The organism is Allobacillus sp. SKP2-8, assembly GCF_007559355.1.
In the GTDB taxonomy this organism is placed as follows: domain Bacteria; phylum Bacillota; class Bacilli; order Bacillales; family Alkalibacillaceae; genus Allobacillus; species Allobacillus halotolerans.
On the sequence record NZ_VMHF01000007.1, the window covers coordinates 1 to 18,321 of the forward strand.

15 protein-coding genes are annotated in these 18,321 nt (G+C 39.9%); 14 read left to right on the top strand and 1 reads right to left on the bottom strand.

Annotation, left to right across the window (positions count from 1 at the left end):
- Positions 1-224 precede the first annotated feature (224 nt).
- The 3 genes from FPQ10_RS07430 to FPQ10_RS07440 all read left to right on the top strand — a co-directional run bounded on the left by FPQ10_RS07430 (position 225) and on the right by FPQ10_RS07440 (position 2,908).
- Entirely contained in the window at positions 225-980 is a 756-nt protein-coding gene (locus tag FPQ10_RS07430) for a hypothetical protein (RefSeq protein WP_144162579.1), read from the top strand.
- Between the two features lie 234 nt (positions 981-1,214).
- Positions 1,215-2,183: an alpha/beta hydrolase gene (locus tag FPQ10_RS07435; RefSeq protein ID WP_255439782.1), complete on the top strand. Its 969-nt coding sequence runs from the start codon at positions 1,215-1,217 to the stop codon at positions 2,181-2,183.
- 146 nt (positions 2,184-2,329) lie between these two features.
- The gene (locus tag FPQ10_RS07440; RefSeq protein ID WP_144162581.1) at positions 2,330-2,908 is read left to right on the top strand and encodes a class I SAM-dependent methyltransferase; all 579 of its coding nucleotides are present in this window, start codon (positions 2,330-2,332) and stop codon (positions 2,906-2,908) included.
- Between the two features lie 263 nt (positions 2,909-3,171).
- Here FPQ10_RS07440 and FPQ10_RS07445 read toward each other — a convergent pair whose 3' ends face one another.
- Positions 3,172-4,116 carry a DUF4349 domain-containing protein gene (locus FPQ10_RS07445; RefSeq protein WP_186278602.1) on the bottom strand — a complete coding sequence of 315 codons (945 nt, stop codon included), beginning with the start codon at positions 4,114-4,116 and terminating at the stop codon, positions 3,172-3,174.
- Between the two features lie 125 nt (positions 4,117-4,241).
- Between FPQ10_RS07445 and FPQ10_RS07450 the strand changes: the two genes are divergently transcribed.
- The 11 genes from FPQ10_RS07450 to FPQ10_RS07500 all read left to right on the top strand — a co-directional run bounded on the left by FPQ10_RS07450 (position 4,242) and on the right by FPQ10_RS07500 (position 18,309).
- Positions 4,242-4,907: a TVP38/TMEM64 family protein gene (locus FPQ10_RS07450; protein ID WP_144162585.1), complete on the top strand. Its 666-nt coding sequence runs from the start codon at positions 4,242-4,244 to the stop codon at positions 4,905-4,907.
- A gap of 14 nt (positions 4,908-4,921) precedes the next feature.
- Positions 4,922-6,601 (top strand): ABC-ATPase domain-containing protein, encoded by a 1,680-nt coding sequence (locus FPQ10_RS07455; RefSeq protein ID WP_144162587.1) that lies wholly within the window; start codon positions 4,922-4,924, stop codon positions 6,599-6,601.
- Between the two features lie 42 nt (positions 6,602-6,643).
- Complete coding sequence (gene queG, locus FPQ10_RS07460; RefSeq protein WP_144162589.1) at positions 6,644-7,789, top strand: tRNA epoxyqueuosine(34) reductase QueG; 1,146 nt, start codon at positions 6,644-6,646, stop codon at positions 7,787-7,789.
- A 104-nt stretch (positions 7,790-7,893) separates the two neighbouring features.
- Positions 7,894-8,157, top strand: coding sequence for a hypothetical protein (locus tag FPQ10_RS07465; protein WP_144162591.1), 264 nt, complete (start codon positions 7,894-7,896; stop codon positions 8,155-8,157).
- 256 nt (positions 8,158-8,413) lie between these two features.
- The gene (locus FPQ10_RS07470; protein ID WP_144162593.1) at positions 8,414-8,935 is read left to right on the top strand and encodes a methylated-DNA--[protein]-cysteine S-methyltransferase; all 522 of its coding nucleotides are present in this window, start codon (positions 8,414-8,416) and stop codon (positions 8,933-8,935) included.
- 104 nt (positions 8,936-9,039) lie between these two features.
- Positions 9,040-9,513, top strand: a complete 474-nt coding sequence (trmL, locus tag FPQ10_RS07475; protein WP_144162595.1) for a tRNA (uridine(34)/cytosine(34)/5-carboxymethylaminomethyluridine(34)-2'-O)-methyltransferase TrmL — start codon at positions 9,040-9,042, stop codon at positions 9,511-9,513.
- A gap of 327 nt (positions 9,514-9,840) precedes the next feature.
- Positions 9,841-11,487, top strand: coding sequence for a P-loop NTPase family protein (locus FPQ10_RS07480; RefSeq protein WP_144162597.1), 1,647 nt, complete (start codon positions 9,841-9,843; stop codon positions 11,485-11,487).
- Positions 11,488-11,737: 250 nt separating this feature from the next.
- Entirely contained in the window at positions 11,738-14,560 is a 2,823-nt protein-coding gene (locus FPQ10_RS07485; protein WP_144162736.1) for a 2-oxoglutarate dehydrogenase E1 component, read from the top strand.
- A 15-nt stretch (positions 14,561-14,575) separates the two neighbouring features.
- On the top strand, positions 14,576-15,850 hold the full coding sequence (odhB, locus tag FPQ10_RS07490) for a 2-oxoglutarate dehydrogenase complex dihydrolipoyllysine-residue succinyltransferase (protein WP_144162599.1): 1,275 nt from the start codon (positions 14,576-14,578) through the stop codon (positions 15,848-15,850).
- A 399-nt stretch (positions 15,851-16,249) separates the two neighbouring features.
- A complete protein-coding gene (locus FPQ10_RS07495) occupies positions 16,250-17,272 on the top strand; it encodes an ABC transporter ATP-binding protein (RefSeq protein ID WP_144162601.1) in 1,023 nt (340 codons plus the stop codon).
- Positions 17,272-18,309: an ABC transporter ATP-binding protein gene (locus FPQ10_RS07500; protein ID WP_144162603.1), complete on the top strand. Its 1,038-nt coding sequence runs from the start codon at positions 17,272-17,274 to the stop codon at positions 18,307-18,309. The genes FPQ10_RS07495 and FPQ10_RS07500 overlap by 1 nt, the downstream gene beginning before the upstream one ends.
- Positions 18,310-18,321: the final 12 nt, after the last annotated feature.

Sequence of the window (18,321 nt, forward strand, 5' to 3'; positions counted from 1 at the left end):
ACTTTGGGGAGGTACTTCCTTTTTTGTGTTTTGAAACCCTTGCCCTGTAAGGGCTAAGATTTATGAAATTTATTCACGTTGTCAAACATTGCATAAAAAATATCATTAACAAATTTTATTTCCTTCTATCTAATTCATCAAGTTTCGGACGCATTAAATTCCGTTGTCTCTACTCACGCACCTAACCATCGATGAATAATATTGATGGAGGGGTGATGAGTAAAGTGAATAATTTTATTCATATTGAAACGGCAGATCAGTGGGTACGCATCCAAATGAAGCAACCAACAGTTTTTAATAATTTTCGATTTTACTTAGATGGTCAATATAAGGCATCGATTTTCAACGGTCAGGAGATTTATTTGGTTAACACTTCAGCCAGTGTTTTAACGATCGTTATGACAGAAAGTAGTTGGGAAGAACGAAAAGACGTTGTTTTCCATTATTGGTTAACAGCTCAGCGAGACGAACCAACTGAATATTTGTCAGGCGATATACTTGTCGCTAGCGATAATGTGAACGAGAAGTTGACTGGGTTTGTTGGTCATTCCGCGATTGTTATCAATCAAAATGAGTTGATCGAATCGCCTGGAGGTACACCGGCCATTGTGAAAGACACGATCGAGCAATTCAAGATGAAACACCCTGAGCATGCTCATTTTCGACCTGTGAGTAGCGAAATGGGTGAGAAAGCTGCAGACTATGCAATCAATTATGAAAAAGAGTACAAGAAAAACTTGGATGAGGGAAATCCATCTCCGAAGTACTCTTATTTATCTACCCAGGATCTGACCGACCCGTGGGAATATATTTATTGTTCGAAACTAGTTTGGTTGGCTTATTATTATGGTGCAGATTACGAGATCGAAAATGACTTTCTATGGATGTCCCCGGAAGACCTATACACACAATTATCCAAAAACGAAGACTTTGAGAAACTAAACGAAAATGAGAATATGAATTTTTTAATTAATACGTAAAAAAACAAAAAGACTAATCAGACTGACCGAGAGTTTCCAGAGAGTCTGAATTCATTATGTAACTGTTTATCTAACTGCTTATGAATCAATTATTCTCGAACTACCATCGACCATATGCGACTCACTTTCTCAATATTTTCATGTATATCCCAAAATTCACTCTATTAAAATTGTAGAATTTTCTGTATAATAGAACTACAGCTAAGATTGACAACAATAGAGAGGGGACGAGAAGTGTTCAAAACAAAAAGAAGAAAACGTTGGTTTATTAGTGGGTTGGTCGTTTTCACCCTACTCGTCACAGCTAGTATCGTGGCAAGTAATTTTTTCTATAACCTAGCGATTAAACGAGAGGTGAAAACATACTTGCAAGACAACGAGGATTTAGTCGTATCTGCAGAAACAATGGATGTATTTCTGACGGGGTCTTGGAGGAGTTGGTTTAGCCAGTCGGATTTTAAGCCAATGGAAATCGAATCATTTGATGGGCTATCACTTCGAGGCTATTATTTGGAAGCGGAAGAGCCGACAAATAAGACAGTCGTTTTTGCACACGGGTACTTAGGTAAAGCGAGAGATATGGCGCTTTACGGACAATATTATTATGAAGACTTAGGATACAATATCTTTACAGCAGATTTGCGAGGACATGGTGAAAGTGAAGGCGAATACATAGGGTTCGGTTGGCATGATCGGCTTGATTACTTGGATTGGATCGATGAGATTATTGCCATGCAAGGACCGGACACGGAAATTATATTGCACGGCTTATCAATGGGTGGGTCAACCGTATTAATGACAAGCGGTGAAGAACTGCCATCCAATGTCAAAGCAATCGTTGCTGATAGTCCATTTTCTAGTACATACGATTTATTCGATTATCAAATGGAGCAAATGTTCAATCTACCAGACTTTCCGTTATTGCCAATTACAAGTAAGATTACGGAAATGCGGGCTAATTACTCTTTATATGATGCATCAGCTTTAAATCAAGTAGAACATGCAGAGCTACCGATTTTATATTTACATGGTGGCAAAGATACCTTCGTACCGACATCGATGGCTCAAGAACTTTATGAAAATACTCATAGTGAAACGGAAATTCACATTTTTGACGAAGCGAGTCATGGAGAGGCAATCGTTATGTATGAAGAAGAATACTTAGATACACTATATACGTTTATTGAAAAACATATGGATTAATCATTGAAGTCAGGAATGGAATGTTCCTGGCTTCTTTGGTTGCTTGAACCGTTAGAAACATGAAATCCTCGATGATGTTTAGATTGAAGTAAGTAAAGGCAATATAATAGAGGAAACAAAAGAATTTTATATAATGGGGTGTTGTTTTGAGTGAACATCAGTTTCATGCCGATCACGCACATTTTTTAATGAGTGAGGAACGAAGAAAAGCATTACCACCTGAAAAAGTGCTTTCGGATCTTGATTTACAAGAGAAAGATAAAGTGGCCGACCTAGGATGTGGAAATGGGTTTTTCACCATTCCAATTGCCAAGCAAACAGCCGAGATGGTTACAGCAGTAGATGCACAGCAGGCGATGTTGGATCAACTGCGTGTAAATGTTGAAGCGGAAAATTTATCAAACGTTCGTTATTTACTTAGCCGGTTGGAAAAAATCGAACAACCAGATGAATCGGTCAATAAAGTTCTTGCGGCTTTTGTGTTACATGAGGTTGATGATTTAGATCAAACATTATCAGAGATTAAAAGGATTTTAAAACCAGGCGGAAAAACTCTATTGTTGGACTGGAAAGCAAAAGAGACCGAATCTGGTCCACCGCTTCACATTCGTATTCCTGAAAGTGATTTAATGAAAAAAGTCGAAGAGATTGGTTTTGATTCGAAGGAAGTTTCAGTTAGTGAAAATCATTATGGCGTACTGGCTGAATTGCCAGCCGATGAATAAGCAGAAAAGCAGCTTACCCGTTTATCAATCGTGTAAGCTGCTTTTTATGTGAAGCCGTTGAAAAATTGCTGGAACCCGTCGATAAATCGTGCAAAGCCGCCGAAAAACTGCGTGAACCCGCCGATAAATCGTGCAAAGCCGCCGAAAAACTGCGTGAACCCGTTGATAAATCATGCAAAGCCGCTGAAAAATAACGTCAACCCGTCGATTAACTACCTCCAGCCGCTCAATCGATCACGACGGTAGAAGACTAGTCTTCTGATTTACTCGTTTGAGTGACTTCTCTTCTTCGTGCGTACTTTCCACCAAATGAACCCTCCAGCAATCAGGAGTGGAATTAAAATAGGTGAAAGTCCAACTAAAAAGACTACGAATCCTGAACCGATTGTAATGAGGAAATTAACTGTATTCATAAATAAACTTTGAGCTTTTTCTCCGGTATTTAAGTCGTCCCTACCTTGTAATTCGGAAACTTTCACTTGGTTTTCTTGAATATTAATCGTGATCGTTGAGAATGCAACTTGATTGTCCAGATAATCCATGCGTCCTTTAATTCGTTCAATGTCTTCTTGAACAGCAGATAAATCGTTGGATATTTTCAATAAATCTTCTGTCTTTTTTGCTTGGTCCATAAATGTGAGCAATCTTTCTTCCACAGCCTCTTTTGAGCGAAGCCTTGATTCTAAGTCAACGTACTCCTCACTTACGTCCTGACCATTCGAAACTTTTTCCATCACTTTAGCCGAGTTCTCTTCTGTGAATTGCATCATTTCTTCATAATGCTCTTGCGGTATACGTAGTTGGATTCGCCCATGTCGGCGTTCGCCTTCTCCTGATACGTATTCTTCAGAACTGACGACATACCCGCCGAGCTTGGCAACTTTCGTTCGGATCGTCTCATTCATCGTTGTCAGATCATCAACTTCTACTTGTATGTGACCTGTATAAATAATCATTTGTACATCAGGAAGCTGATTTTTTACAACTTGCTCGTCTTCTTGCGCAATTTCTTGCTCGTGACTTTCTTCTGCTTCGCCCTCAAAACCGAGAGCTTTTTCTTCGGTAGCTTCATCGTTTGCCATTTTGTAACTTGCATCTTCTGCCATATCGGTATCTGCGTCGTTTAAAGCTGAAGGTGAATCACTTGAACAAGCAGTGATAAATACAGCAAATCCAATCAGAAATAATTTTAAAGAATATCTTATCAAATGAATGACCCCCATCGTCTCATTTGCAATATTAGACGTAGCTTAGGTGGAAATGTTACAACTAAATGGTTGAGGATTATTGACAAAGGGAATTCAACGAACAAAAGGGATTGGAAGGGTGCCAGATGAAAAAGAGACATGTTGTACAAATAATTCTCGTACTCCTATTTATATTATTTATATATTCATTCAATCAACGTTTATTAACAATATCACCGGAAACCATTCGGACATTTATCTATCAAGCCGGTTGGTTAGCTCCGTTGTTTTATATTGTCTTATATGCAGTTAGACCGTTCGTCCTCTTTCCAGCATCTATTTTTTCGATAGCTGGCGGACTTGCGTTTGGTGCGCTCTTTGGCTTTATTTTTGCATTAATCGGCTCGGTTGCCGGTGCTTTTACAGCTTTTATCGTCGCAAGGAGGTTTGGGCAACGGGCCATTAATGCCAAACTGAAGGGAAAGTTAGAAGATTTAAGCAACCGGTTTGAAGAGAAGGGGTTTATGTATATACTGGTTCTCCGGTTAATGCCAATCGTCAACTTTGATTTGATCAGCTACTCAGCAGGGATTTCAAAAGTTCGATTAACTGATTTCTTGAAAGCTACGACAATAGGGATTATTCCTGGAACGATTGTCTATAACTTATTGGGTTCAAGTATTGTCAGCGGCAGTCCGGTCAAAATGGCCTCGGTCGCTATTTTGTATTTCTTAATCGTTATTATTCCGTTATTATGGAGACGGACAATCATGGAAAAAGTAGAAAAACGTAGTGAATCGAAAACAGGATAATGGAGGAAATATGGATGCAACAATTACGACAACATTTACAGCGAATCAATCAAAAGAGCTATAAAGCTTATAAAGATATTGCCAACACTTATACTTTTCCTGAGTTTCAACTCGCTATTGATTACGTACAGGGTGATCCTTTTGCGGCACCATCGAAAATTCGGTTGATTTTCTCAAAAGAACAGTTAGGCATTGAAAGTAGCTGGTTTGAGACGAAACGAAGAAAAATTTATGTGGAAGATGTTATGAATCGTTCCGTGAATCGTGCTATTAAGCAGTCGAAAATAGCGGTACGTGGAAGCGGGAAAAGCGGAAAAGTTGAAATCGACGCTCCTGATCAAGTGATTTTGGAACGAGCGGCCGTCCAACTGACACCAAATCAGGGGACAATTTGTCTATCCATTGGATTACCAGCAAATGGGCGACGAATCAACGGGAAGGAAGCAGAAAAATTATTTTTCGATGCATTGACGAAGATCGCGAAACAGTCCGTACTTTCATTGGATAAGAAAAAAGTGATTGAAGCGATCCATCTGGCTGATCAACATGATGCTTTGCGGCAAAAAATGCATGAAGAAGGTTGGATTGCTTTTGTTGCGAACGGTTCCATTCTTCCGAGAAAGAGCGGTGTTAGTACGAAGCCGATGAATAATGCCATCCCTTTTCAAAGCCCGACAGAAAATGAGGTCTCCGTTCAACTTCCACATCGGAGTAAACCCATCAAAGGCATGGCAATTAAAAAAGGGATTACGTTAATCGTCGGTGGTGGTTTCCATGGAAAAAGTACGTTATTACAAGCACTTGAAGAAGGTGTCTATGAACATATTGCTGGTGACGGACGAGAGTTTGTTTTAACCGATCCAACAGCGACAAAAATCCGCGCAGAAGACGGGCGAAGCATTACAGGCGTGGATATTTCACCATTTATCAATGACCTGCCAAACGGTTCATCAACTGCAAATTTTTCGACAGAAAATGCGAGTGGAAGTACGTCACAAGCAGCTAACGTTGTAGAAGCATTGGAAGCGGGAGCGAATACACTTCTAATTGACGAAGATACAACCGCAACGAATTTTATGATTCGAGATCAACGCATGCAGCAATTAGTCGCAAAAGAAAAGGAGCCGATCACACCATTTGTCCATCGAGTGAAATCTTTATTTGATGAGAAAGGCATTTCAACGATTCTAGTCATGGGAGGATCCGGAGATTATTTCCAAGTTGCGGATGAGGTCATTATGATGGATCAATATTATCCGAAGAATGTGACGAAAAAAGCGAAGGAAATAGCTGGAGAGCCTTTAGGTAGTACCAAACCATTGGAATTCCAACAAAATCGCGTACCAAACTTAGGTGGACTGCAATCAATGCTCGGTCATAAACCAAAAGTCCAAGCAAAGGGTAAGGATACCATTTTATTCGGGAAAAATCCGATTGACCTCAGTTTAATTGAACAAATTGTCGATGTTTCCCAAACCAGAATGATTGCAAATGTGTTAAAATATATGGCGTTAAAGAAAACAAATGAACAGAAATCCATCCCCGAGTGGCTGGATTGGATTGAACATCAAATAGATGAAAAAGGTTTAAGTTTCACCCAAAAGAATACAAATGAGCATCCGGGTGAGCTAGCTCGTCCACGACGGATGGAACTAGCTAGTGCGCTTAACCGGCTTCGTGAGTTAACCATGTGAAAAGCGAATAAATTCAAATGATAATAGAAAGGAGGAGTGGTCATGGACTTTAATCAATTGAAACAAGAATTACTAGAATACGGGGCTGAAGTAAACATCCAAAAGATCGGATTTGCTTCTGCGGATACTTTCGATACGTTGAAGCAACGATTATTAGTTCAACAATCGCTCGGTTATCAGTCAGGATTTGAAAAGGGTTCGATTGAAGAGCGGACCACTCCTACCAAGCTGTTACCAAAAGCACAGTCGATTATATCGATTGCGATTGCTTATCCTTCAAGAATGAAAGATGCGCCGAAAAGCCGTAAAGGAGATCGACGCGGCTTTTTTGCCAGAGCTTCTTGGGGTAAAGATTATCATGATGTTTTGCGAGAAAAATTACGTTTATTGGAAGAATTTTTACATCAGAAGGTCGAAGGTGTCGCGACAAAAGCGATGGTTGACACCGGTGAATTGCATGATCGTGCAGTTGCTGAACGTGCGGGCGTTGGATTTGTCGGGAAAAACTGTGCTTTAATAACTGAAGAATACGGTTCCTATGTTTACTTAGGCGAACTCATTACCAACATCCCATTTGAGCCAGATCAACCCGTAGAGGATGGGTGCGGTGATTGCAATATTTGTGTCGATGCTTGCCCGACTGGAGCTTTAGTTGAGGGAGGTCAATTGAACGCCTCTCGCTGTATCGCGTTTCAAACATTGACGAAAAGCTTTCTACCTGATGAATTCCGTTCAAAACTAGGCAATCGTCTCTATGGCTGTGATACATGTCAGCTAGTTTGTCCGAAAAATAAAGGAATGGATTTTCATTTGCATGAAGAACTGGAACCAGACCCTGAACTGGTGAAACCGCGTTTGATACCACTGTTGACAATATCGAATCGAGAATTCAGAGAAAAATTCGGCTACATGGCCGGCTCTTGGCGTGGTAAAAAACCTTTACAGCGGAACGCCATTATTGCCTTAGCGCATTACCGCGACGAAACAGCAGTTGATACGTTGAATGACTTAATGCACAAAGATCCACGACCAGTCATTCGAGGAACTGCTGCATGGGCAATTGGTAAAATTGGAACAATGGAAGCAAAAGAGCTGATTGAAGCAGCGATGAAAAAAGAGACAGATGAAGATGTTTTGGAAGAAATGAACAAAGGCATAGCATTAACAAAACAAGAACGTGCGATATAATAAAAGAGACTGCGCCAGAAGAAGGAACGAGTCGCCACATTTGTCGGGCGGCTCGATACGTTTATCGAGCGGTTGGCGGCATTTGTCGAGCGGTTCGCCGGCGTTTGTTGAGCGGTTCGCCGGCGTTTGTTGAGCGGTTCGCGTCGATTATCGAGCGGTTGGCGGCGTTTATTGAGCGGTTGGCAGCGTTTATTGAGCGGTTGGCAGTGTTTATCGAGCGGTTCGTGGCGTTTATCGAGCGGTTGGCGTCGTTTGTCGAGCGGTTGGCAGCGTTTATCGAGCGGTTCACGTCGTTTATCGAGCGGTTCGCCTTGTTTATCGGGCGGCTCCACACGTTCACCGGGCGTCACGCCATGCTCGATGGCTGATCTCCTGCTAATTCTTTGACGTACGTGGAGATTACAACGAAAGGCCATTCAAATCGAAAGCGACAAGATCAAAGACAGTTTAGTAAAAAATCCGAACGGCGATTCATAAATATGCGAATCGGTTCGGATTTTTCATTAGCGAAGTGTTTTTCCGAAGTGGTAGTCGAGATTTCGGCTATGCTGATTGTATGTATGCGTAAATCCCAGCCTCTTAATTTTTATTTTGAAGTGGCGACTATACGGAAGGGGGATGAAAATGTCAGCTAATTCCTTGGTCATTCGAGAAATTGATTCGCCAATTGGCAAACTTGTATTAGGTGGACAGGAAAACACGCTATATTTTATTGAACACGGCTCTTTAGAGGAAAAAATGGACTGGATTGATCAATGGAAAAATAGAAATCTACCAAAAGTCCCTTTGCATACAGATGATCAAGCGTTCCAGCAGACGATCGAAGAACTTAACCAATACTTTTTCCATCAAAATAAATCCTTTACGACACCAACGATATTATTTGGCACTCCTTTTCAACAAAAGGTGTGGAAGGCACTTTGTTCCATTCCTTATGGTGAAACCGCGACGTATAAAGAAATTGCACAAAAGATCGACAACCCAAAAGCGGTCCGAGCAGTTGGTGGTGCGATTAATAAAAATCCATTATCGATTATCGTTCCATGTCATCGGGTGATTGGTGCGAATAAGAAATTAACAGGATATCGTGGAGGATTGGACCGTAAAGAGAAACTTCTAGCAATTGAGAATGTGGATGTACAATAAAAGTTGTGTTGGGCGCTTTGAACAAAAATAATTACCACTGATAATTACAACATAAATTATGATATAATATTTCCGTTCAACTAAGCTTAAGAGGTGTATATATTATGGGGTTACATATTGTTTTATATCAACCAGAGATTCCAGCGAATACAGGAAATATTGCTCGGACGGTGCTTGCAACAGGGACGGAGTTGCATTTGATTCGTCCACTTGGATTTTCAACTGAAGATAAAATGCTGAAGCGGGCTGGATTGGATTATTGGCATGACGTAAATATTCACTACTATGATTCGATTGAAGAATTATACGAAACTTTCCCGACAGGCAGTTATTATTATATAGAAAACTTTGGCACCAAACATTATACTGATTATGATTTCAGTGATCGGGAAGAAGAGATATTCTTCGTATTCGGAAGGGAAACGGACGGAATTCCGACAACATTGCTCGAAGGAAAAGAAGATCGCTGTTTGCGGATTCATATGAATGACAAGGTGCGGTCACTTAATTTGTCAAATACGGCAGCAATTATCGTATATGAAGCACTCCGCCAACAAGGTTTTCCGAATTTAACGTAAGGCAAATAAAAACACCAGCCATCGAATCAATTTTGATGGCTGGTGTATTTTTTCATAATGGAAATTAGCGTTTTGCTTCATAACCTGATGCGAAGATTGAAACAAGAAATGTAATACATACGCCAATAATTAGTGCGAGTTTCATGTAGCTTCCACCTCTTCTTTAAGCATACTTTATGATTTGATTATAGCTGAATTTTATTCGATTGTGAACTATAACCCAAAGAAAAGTCAAATAAAGTTCGTAAAATTCTTTACGGTATTCATGAAAACAATCCATTCGCATGGAATAAAGTATAAAAGAGTCTTTATTGAAGGAGGCTTACCATGACAACAAATTCGCTTACATTAGAAACATATGTTGAAGAAATATTGCAAGGAAACATTATTCCACGGACGAGTCATGAACGACTTTATTTGGCGATTCAGGATGCGATAAAAAAGGATAAACATCGACACCTCTTTGGTATGAATGAATTGTTGCAACAGTTAATCGATCGTTATTTCCGTCCTGCAGCAAAAGGTTATGATGTCCGTAAAAGGATGCTCGTGCTGGTCGGCCCGCCTGGAAGTGGGAAATCAACGTTAGTCCAATTTCTCAAAAAAGCATTGAGTGACTTTTCGACCACAGACCAAGGAGCAGTTTATCGAATTTTGGGTTGTCCACTCAATGAAAATCCACTTCATGCACTGCCAATACCTATTCGAAATACAATTAAACGTGTTACTGGCTACGAAGTTCGTGGTGAGCTCTCACCATTAAATTTACATAAACTTACCGTCGAATGGGAGGGTGACTGGCGAAAAATTCCTGTCGAACGAATGACAATTTCAGAAAATGAACGGAGAGGAATTGGAACTTTCCTACCAGGCGATCCACAAGTACAAGAAATTTCTGACTTAATGGGAGAGGTGGATTTTTCGACAATTACAACTTATGGATCGCAATCCCACCCATACGCTTACCGATATGACGGAGAACTTCAAGTAGGAAATCAGGGCATTTTGGAATTGCAAGAACTGTTTAAGCTATCGCCAAAATTGCTCTATCCATTGCTATCTGTCACAGAAGAACAGCAATATAAAATTTCCCGCCAAGCAATGATTCATAGTGACTTAATCATTATTGGTCATAGTAATCCTGAAGAATTTCAACAAATTATGACGTCTCCAGAAAATAAGCCTTTGACGAGCCGAATGATTCTCCAACGCGTTCCTTATAATTTAGATCTCGGTGAAGAGGTGAGATTATATGAAACAAAATTAACGGAAAAAGACTTATCACGTATTCAACCATTTGCTTTAGAATCACTTGCTGCTACCGTTATTTATTCCAGAATGCATTCGAGCCGGCAAGAGATTACGAAGCTTGAAAAAATTTCGCTTTATCAACATAAGCTACCTCCTTATGAATCGTTGAAACAAGAATTCACTGAAGAAGGTATGGAAGGGTTAGATTCTAGGATTATCTTTCATATCCTTTCAATTGTAATGACGAGTCGGAAAGGGATCGTGACTGCTGAACAGTTACTCGACTTACTCTCACACGAAGTGAATACTGATCTAAGACTGCATGCGACAGAAAAAGAAAAATTTCAAACAGCAATCAAGCAAGGGAAACGATATTTCTACATGCAACTTGAACGCTTTCTTTTAAGGAAGTTCGCTGAGCAGGAGGAAGAATTCGTAGAAAGGATTACACAAGATTACCTCAATCGAGATAATAGAAACGATGACGAATTTCTAACCGTTATTCATGAAAACTTCGTTCGACAAAATGTGACGGTTCAGCTCAAAGATTTACCGGAAAAAGTGAGAGAATACGTCTGTCGGAAGAGTATAAAACTATGGGTGTATAAATATGGTAACTTAAGTGATTGGTATGAACGGAAATTATTGCCGAAACTTTCAAAAAAAGAACTTCAATTTCAAACTAATTTGGAAAAAATTATCAAAAATTATACGCACAGTTAATTTAATTTTCTGAACATTGAAAGGCTGAGTCAAAAGTAGTGAAATTTCGACTCAAATCCTTCACTCTTAAGCAGTTATCATATATACTAGTTGGAGGATAAAGCCGTTTTCCACTCGGACTTCCAGTTAGTTTGTAAATCCTAATCTACGGGTAAACGTGTAATGGATATTCGAGCGGATAAACGACATGAAAATCATTAAGGACAATTGGATGAACAGTCCAAAATTGATGGGGGTAGTAATCGTGGCTATGGATGGGTCTAGCAATCGTATTTGGGAAGCTTTTCACGGTCCCAATATGGGCTATGTTGAAGAGCAATATGAACTGTTTTTAGACGACCCGGATGCAGTAGATGAATCACTGCGTCATATTTTTGAACAATACGGGGCACCGGAATGGATGGATGCCGATGATGGTGGCCAAGTAGCACCGCAGTCAGGAGGCGCCACTTCATTTACTGACTTGAAAAAGTTGACAAGTGCAATGAAGTTAGTTGAGGCCATCCGTCGACATGGTCATCTTGGTGCAGATATTTATCCAGTCGGCGGTCATGATCAATCGCATGATTCGCTAATCGACCTTGAGAGTTATAATTTAACAAACGAAGACTTGAAAAAGATCGATGTGAAGTTGCTAGCAGGTCATGAACACAAAGGAATTAATAATGGTTACGAATATATCGAGCATTTGAAAGAAAAGTATTTAGGAAAAACCTCCTATGAATTCAACCATATTCCAGATGATGAAGAGCGCGAATGGCTTTATCAGCAGGTTGAAACAGGAACTTTTGAAATTGACTTTTCAGATGAAGATAAAAAAGATTTACTAAAACGACTAGGTGAAGTAGAGGGATTTGAGGCATTCTTACAGAAAACGTTTGTTGCTCAAAAACGTTTCTCGATTGAAGGCCTTGATGTTATGGTTCCGATGCTCGACCACCTTGTTAAAAATAGTAACAAAGACTCCGTTGAACACATCATGATGGGCATGGCTCACCGTGGTCGTTTAAACGTCTTGGCTCATATTCTTGGAAAACCGTATGACAGGATTTTTTCTGAATTTGCTCATTCTCCAAATAAGGAATTAGTACCTTCAGAAGGTTCAACAGGGATTAATTATGGTTGGACAGGAGACGTTAAATACCACTTTGGTGGAAACTTTAAGCAAGATGAATCAAAAACGAAAATCACATTAGGACACAACCCTTCTCACTTGGAATTCATTAATCCGATTGTTGAAGGATATACACGTGCCGTACAAGATGAGCGGTCAAATAAAGGCGAAGCGAAACCAGACTTCAATAAATCATTCTCTGTACAAATCCACGGAGATGCAGCCTTTATCGGTGAAGGTGTTGTCGCAGAAACCCTTAACCTTGCGCAACTACACGGTTATAAAACGGGTGGAGCCGTCCATATTATCGCCAACAACCTTGTCGGTTTTACAACCGATAAAGTAGAAGGTCGTTCAACAAAATATGCATCTGACTTGGCGAAAGGCTTTGAAATGCCTGTTCTACACGTTAACGCAGATGATCCGGTCGCTTGTATTCGTGCGGTTGAATTTGCTTATCAATACCGTAAAGAGTTCCAAAAAGACGTCGTTATCGATTTAGTCGGTTACAGACGTTATGGTCATAACGAAATGGATGAACCTCGTGGTACTCAGCCATTGTTATACCAGGAAATCGATGCGCATGATACAGCGTATGAAGTTTATGCGAAACGTCTAGTAGAAGAAAAAGTACTTTCCGAAGAAGAGCAAATGAAATATAAAGAGGATGCCATTCAAAAACTTCGGGATATTTATAATGGCATGAAAGAGCATGAAATCCATGAAACTTATGTGCCAGCCTTACCTGAAGGAGTTGCAGATGAGCTCGATTCGATTGAAACAAAAGTGAATAAGGATGTCCTAAACCAAGTAAATGAAGATATGTTAAAACGTCCGGAAGGTTTTACTGGCTTCAAAAAACTTGAAAAAATTCTTAGACGTCGTGAGAATGCATTAGAAGAAGGGCAAAAAGTCGATTGGGCACTTGGTGAAGCGCTTGCTTTTGGAACAATCTTGAAAGACGGTACACCAATCCGAATGACCGGTCAAGATTCCGAGCGTGGAACATTTGCGCACCGCCATCTCGTTTTGCATGATGTTGAAACAAATGAAAAATATAGTCCAATGCATGGAATTGAAGGAGCAGATGCATCCTTTAGTTTATACAACAGCCCACTATCTGAAGTCGCAGTACTAGGCTTTGAGTATGGGTATAGTGTGCAAACTGATGATACACTTGTATTATGGGAAGCACAGTATGGAGACTTTTCGAACGTCGCACAAGTGATTTACGACCAATTTATTTCATCTGGCCGTGCCAAATGGGGACAAATTGCGAGTCTTGTCATGCTTCTTCCACATGGTTATGAAGGTCAAGGACCGGAACACTCTAGTGCCCGCTTGGAGCGTTATTTACAACTATCAGCAGAAAACAATTGGACGGTAGCCAATGTAACAACTGCGGGTCAATATTTCCACTTGCTAAGAAGACAAGCGGCAATTGTCGGAAAAGAAAATGCCCGTCCACTGATCTTGATGACACCGAAAAGTCTTATTCGTAATCAACGCGTTGCCGTTGAAGCGAATGAACTGAGTGAGGGTAAATTCCAGCCAGTATTAGAGCATAAACAAACGGGAGGCAATCCAGAATCCGTAAAACGATTAGTCATCGGAAGCGGAAAAGTCATGGTTGACCTTGAAGAAGCTTTAGAAGACATGGACAATACTGAAAGCTTGCACTGTGTCAGATTAGAACAAATTTATCCATTCCCAGAAGACCGACTTAAAGATCTTTTGAAGAAATATAAAAATGTAGAAGATATTGTTTGGGTTCAAGAAGAACCGAAAAACATGGGAAGCTGGGAATTCGTCAACGACAGAATTCGTGACATTATGAAGAAAAAGCAGAATCTCCTCTATGTAGGAAGACCTGATCGCTCTTCACCTGCAGTTGGTGATCCAAACATTCACAAAGCAGAACAGAGTCAAATCATTGAAGAAGCACTAAAGCTTGACTAAAAGGAGGAAATTGACGTGAAGGAAATCGTTGTACCAGAATTAGCCGAATCCATTACTGAAGGTACAGTAGCCGAGTGGTTAGTCCAAAAAGGTGAAAAAGTAGAAAAAGGAGACGCCATCCTTGAATTAGAAACAGACAAAGTAAACGTTGAAGTTAACTCAGACTTCACTGGCGTCTTAGCAGAAGTTCTTGTTGAAGAGGGTGACGACGTTGAAGTAGGTGACGTCATCGCTAAAGTTGATGAGAACGGAGAAGCTGGAGGTAGTTCATCTGAATCCAGTGAACAACCAGCAGAGAAGGAAGAAAAGAAAGAAGAAACACCTGCTGAAAAGCCAGCTGAAGAAAAGAAAGAAGAGCCTGCGAAAGAAGAAAAAGAGCAAGCAGACTCAACTGACCAGCCGGTTGCATCTCCAGCAACACGTAAGCGTGCGCGTGAACTTGGAATCGACTTAAATGACATTAAGCCAAAAGATCCAGTAGGCCGTATTTCTAAAGAAGATGTTGAAGCAGCTGCAAGCCAAAAAGCAGAAGGCAGCAAAGCGAAGTCTTCGAAAAAAGAAGAAAGCAGCGAAAGAACAGAATTCGAAAAACCGGTTGAGCGTGAGAAGTTATCTCGTCGTCGTCAAACGATTGCCAAGCGCTTAGTAGAAGTTCAACAAGAATCTGCGATGTTGACAACGTTTAATGAAGTCGACATGACGAATATTATGAAGCTCCGCAGCGAACGTAAAGATGAGTTCTTGGACAAACATGGCGTTAAGTTAGGTTTCATGTCATTCTTTACCAAAGCAGTTGTCGGTGCGTTAAAAGAATTCCCATTAGTGAATTCTGAAATCCAAGGCAAAGAAGTAGTGAAGAAGAAGTTTTATGATATTGGTATGGCTGTATCAACAGAAGAAGGACTTGTCGTTCCTGTTGTTAGAGATGCCGATCGTCTAAGCTTCGCTGGAATTGAAAAAGAAGTTGGCGACTTGGCGAAAAAAGCTCGTGATGGCAAACTGACATTAGATGATCTAAGTGGAGGTACATTTACAATTACAAACGGTGGTATCTTTGGATCCTTGTTATCTACGCCAATTTTGAATTCGCCTCAAGTTGGTATTTTAGGAATGCACACTATCCAAAAACGCCCTGTCGTTATGCCGGATGATTCAATTGAAGTTCGTCCAATGATGTATTTGGCACTTTCTTATGATCACAGAATCATTGACGGTAGAGAGGCCGTTCAATTCTTGGTTCGTGTCAAAGAAATGATTGAAGATCCATATAATCTACTATTAGAAGGATAATAGCTGAACAAAAAAGACTGACATGCACTTGTACAAAGTGCATGTCAGTTTTTTATTTATCGAGTAATCAATCAAAAAGAAGTTCCTCTGGTAAGGTAAGCGTTTCCACAAAAGAAAATCTTAAAAATAATTAGAAAAAATAAAAAACTAGTTTCGTATTTTTAGTTCTTCGTGATATAATAAATTAACTTGTAATAACAACTTAATATTTTGATGATTTACATATTTAGAAAAACGTTTAATTTAAATTTTAAAAAAACTCTTGAAATTATAACTAAATATGTATAATATATTTATTAACCAATTTGATTTATTTATACATATTTACTACGGTTACATTTTTTAGTGTTTTTTAAGGTATGAATTCTGAATTATTTTAAAACAACAGAGGTGCTTTCAATGAGCGAACATACAAATGAAATTAAAGGTCCACTTCTCGAGGTTAAAAACCTGGAAACGGCTTTTCCGATTGATGGTGAATACTATAATGCAGTAGATGGTGTTTCTTTTACTGTTGATCGCGGCAAGATTGTCGGTGTCGTCGGAGAGTCTGGTTGCGGTAAAAGTGTGATGTCCCTTTCAATCATGCACTTGCTACCTAAGGGGATCGGTAAAATTAAAGGTGGGCAAATCCTTCTAGATGGTAAGGAAATTACTCACTATGACGATAAAGAAATGAATAAAATTCGCGGAAAAGATATCTCAATGATCTTTCAGGAACCAATGACTGCATTAAATCCGGTTTTTACAATTGGTTTCCAACTCGAAGAAGTTTTGTTCAATCACTTTAAAATTTCAAAGAAAGAGGCCCGGCAAAAATCTGTTTCGTTACTTCGTAGTGTTGGGATCTCAAGACCGGATGATGTTGTTGAAGAATATCCACACCAATTATCAGGTGGGATGAGACAACGGGTCATGATCGCCATGGCAATTGCTTGTCAGCCACAATTATTAATCGCTGACGAGCCAACAACGGCACTTGATGTAACGGTTCAAGCACAGATTCTCGATCTTTTAAAAGAGGTTCAATCCATCAATGACATGGCAATAGTACTGATCACACATGATTTAGGTGTAGTCGCTGAGATGTGTGATGATGTCATCGTCATGTATGCTGGTGAGATTGTTGAAAAAACTTCCGTAGAAGAGTTGTTTGAAAATCCTAAACATCCGTATACAGAGAAATTGATTGATTCGATTCCGAAAATGGGTGTGAAACAAGACCGACTCGGTTCCATCTCAGGAATCGTCCCATCGTTGAAAAATATGCCGCGAGTAGGATGTAAATTCGCAGATCGTTGTCCAAAAGCAATGCCAGAGTGCACAACGATCACACCATTACTAGGCACGGTAAAGGAAAATCATGAAGTAGCTTGTATCTTATATGATGAAAGTCGACCAAAAGAAAGGGCGAATGCGTAATGGCGACAACTGAGACATTCAAAAATGCAGAAGTCAAAAAAGAACAACGTAACGCAAAAGAGAATATTCTAGAGGTCAAAAATCTAAAAACCTATTATCCAATCAAAGGTGGATTTTTCAGAAGGACGGTTGGTAACGTGAAAGCCGTCGATGATATTAGCTTCAACATTAAAAAGGGAGAAACGTTTGGGCTTGTTGGTGAATCAGGTTGTGGAAAATCAACAGCGGGCCGGACCCTCCTACGCTTGTTGAAACCAACCGAAGGAGAAATCATATTTGATGGAGAAAACATTACCAATCTAGTTGGAAATAAACTTCGTAAACGAAGACAAGATTTCCAAATGGTTTTCCAAGATCCCTACGCATCGTTGAATCCAATGCAAAACGTAGGTGAAATCGTTGCTGAACCGATACGAAACTATTATAAAGGTAAAAACAAGAAGGAAATTGAAAAAGAGGTCAGAGACTTATTGAATCGAGTCGGACTTCCTCAAGATGCTTACGACAAATATGCACATGAGTTTTCAGGAGGGCAAAGGCAAAGAATCGGGATTGCCCGCGCACTTGCTTTGAATCCAAAATTCATTATCGCTGATGAACCTGTTTCGGCTTTAGATGTTTCGGTCCAATCACAAGTGTTGAATCTCTTAATGGACCTTCAAGATGAATTTGATCTTACATACTTGTTTATCGCGCACGATTTAAGTGTTGTAAAGCATATGAGTGATCGAATCGGCGTTATGTATCTTGGTAACTTGGTGGAATTAGCGGATAATGAATCGATTTACAGTGAACCACTTCATCCTTATACGCAAGCGTTAATATCTGCGATTCCTCATCCTAATCCAAAGATGAAAAAGGAAAGGATTGTGTTGGAAGGCGATGTGCCAAGCCCTTCTAACCCACCATCTGGTTGTCCGTTCCATACGCGTTGCCCGATGGCAAAAGAGGAATGTTCACAAATCAGACCGACTTTAAAGGAGGTGAAGCCAGGTCATCACGTAGCTTGCATCCTTTATGATGAAGAAGTCAATTAATATTCAAAACAC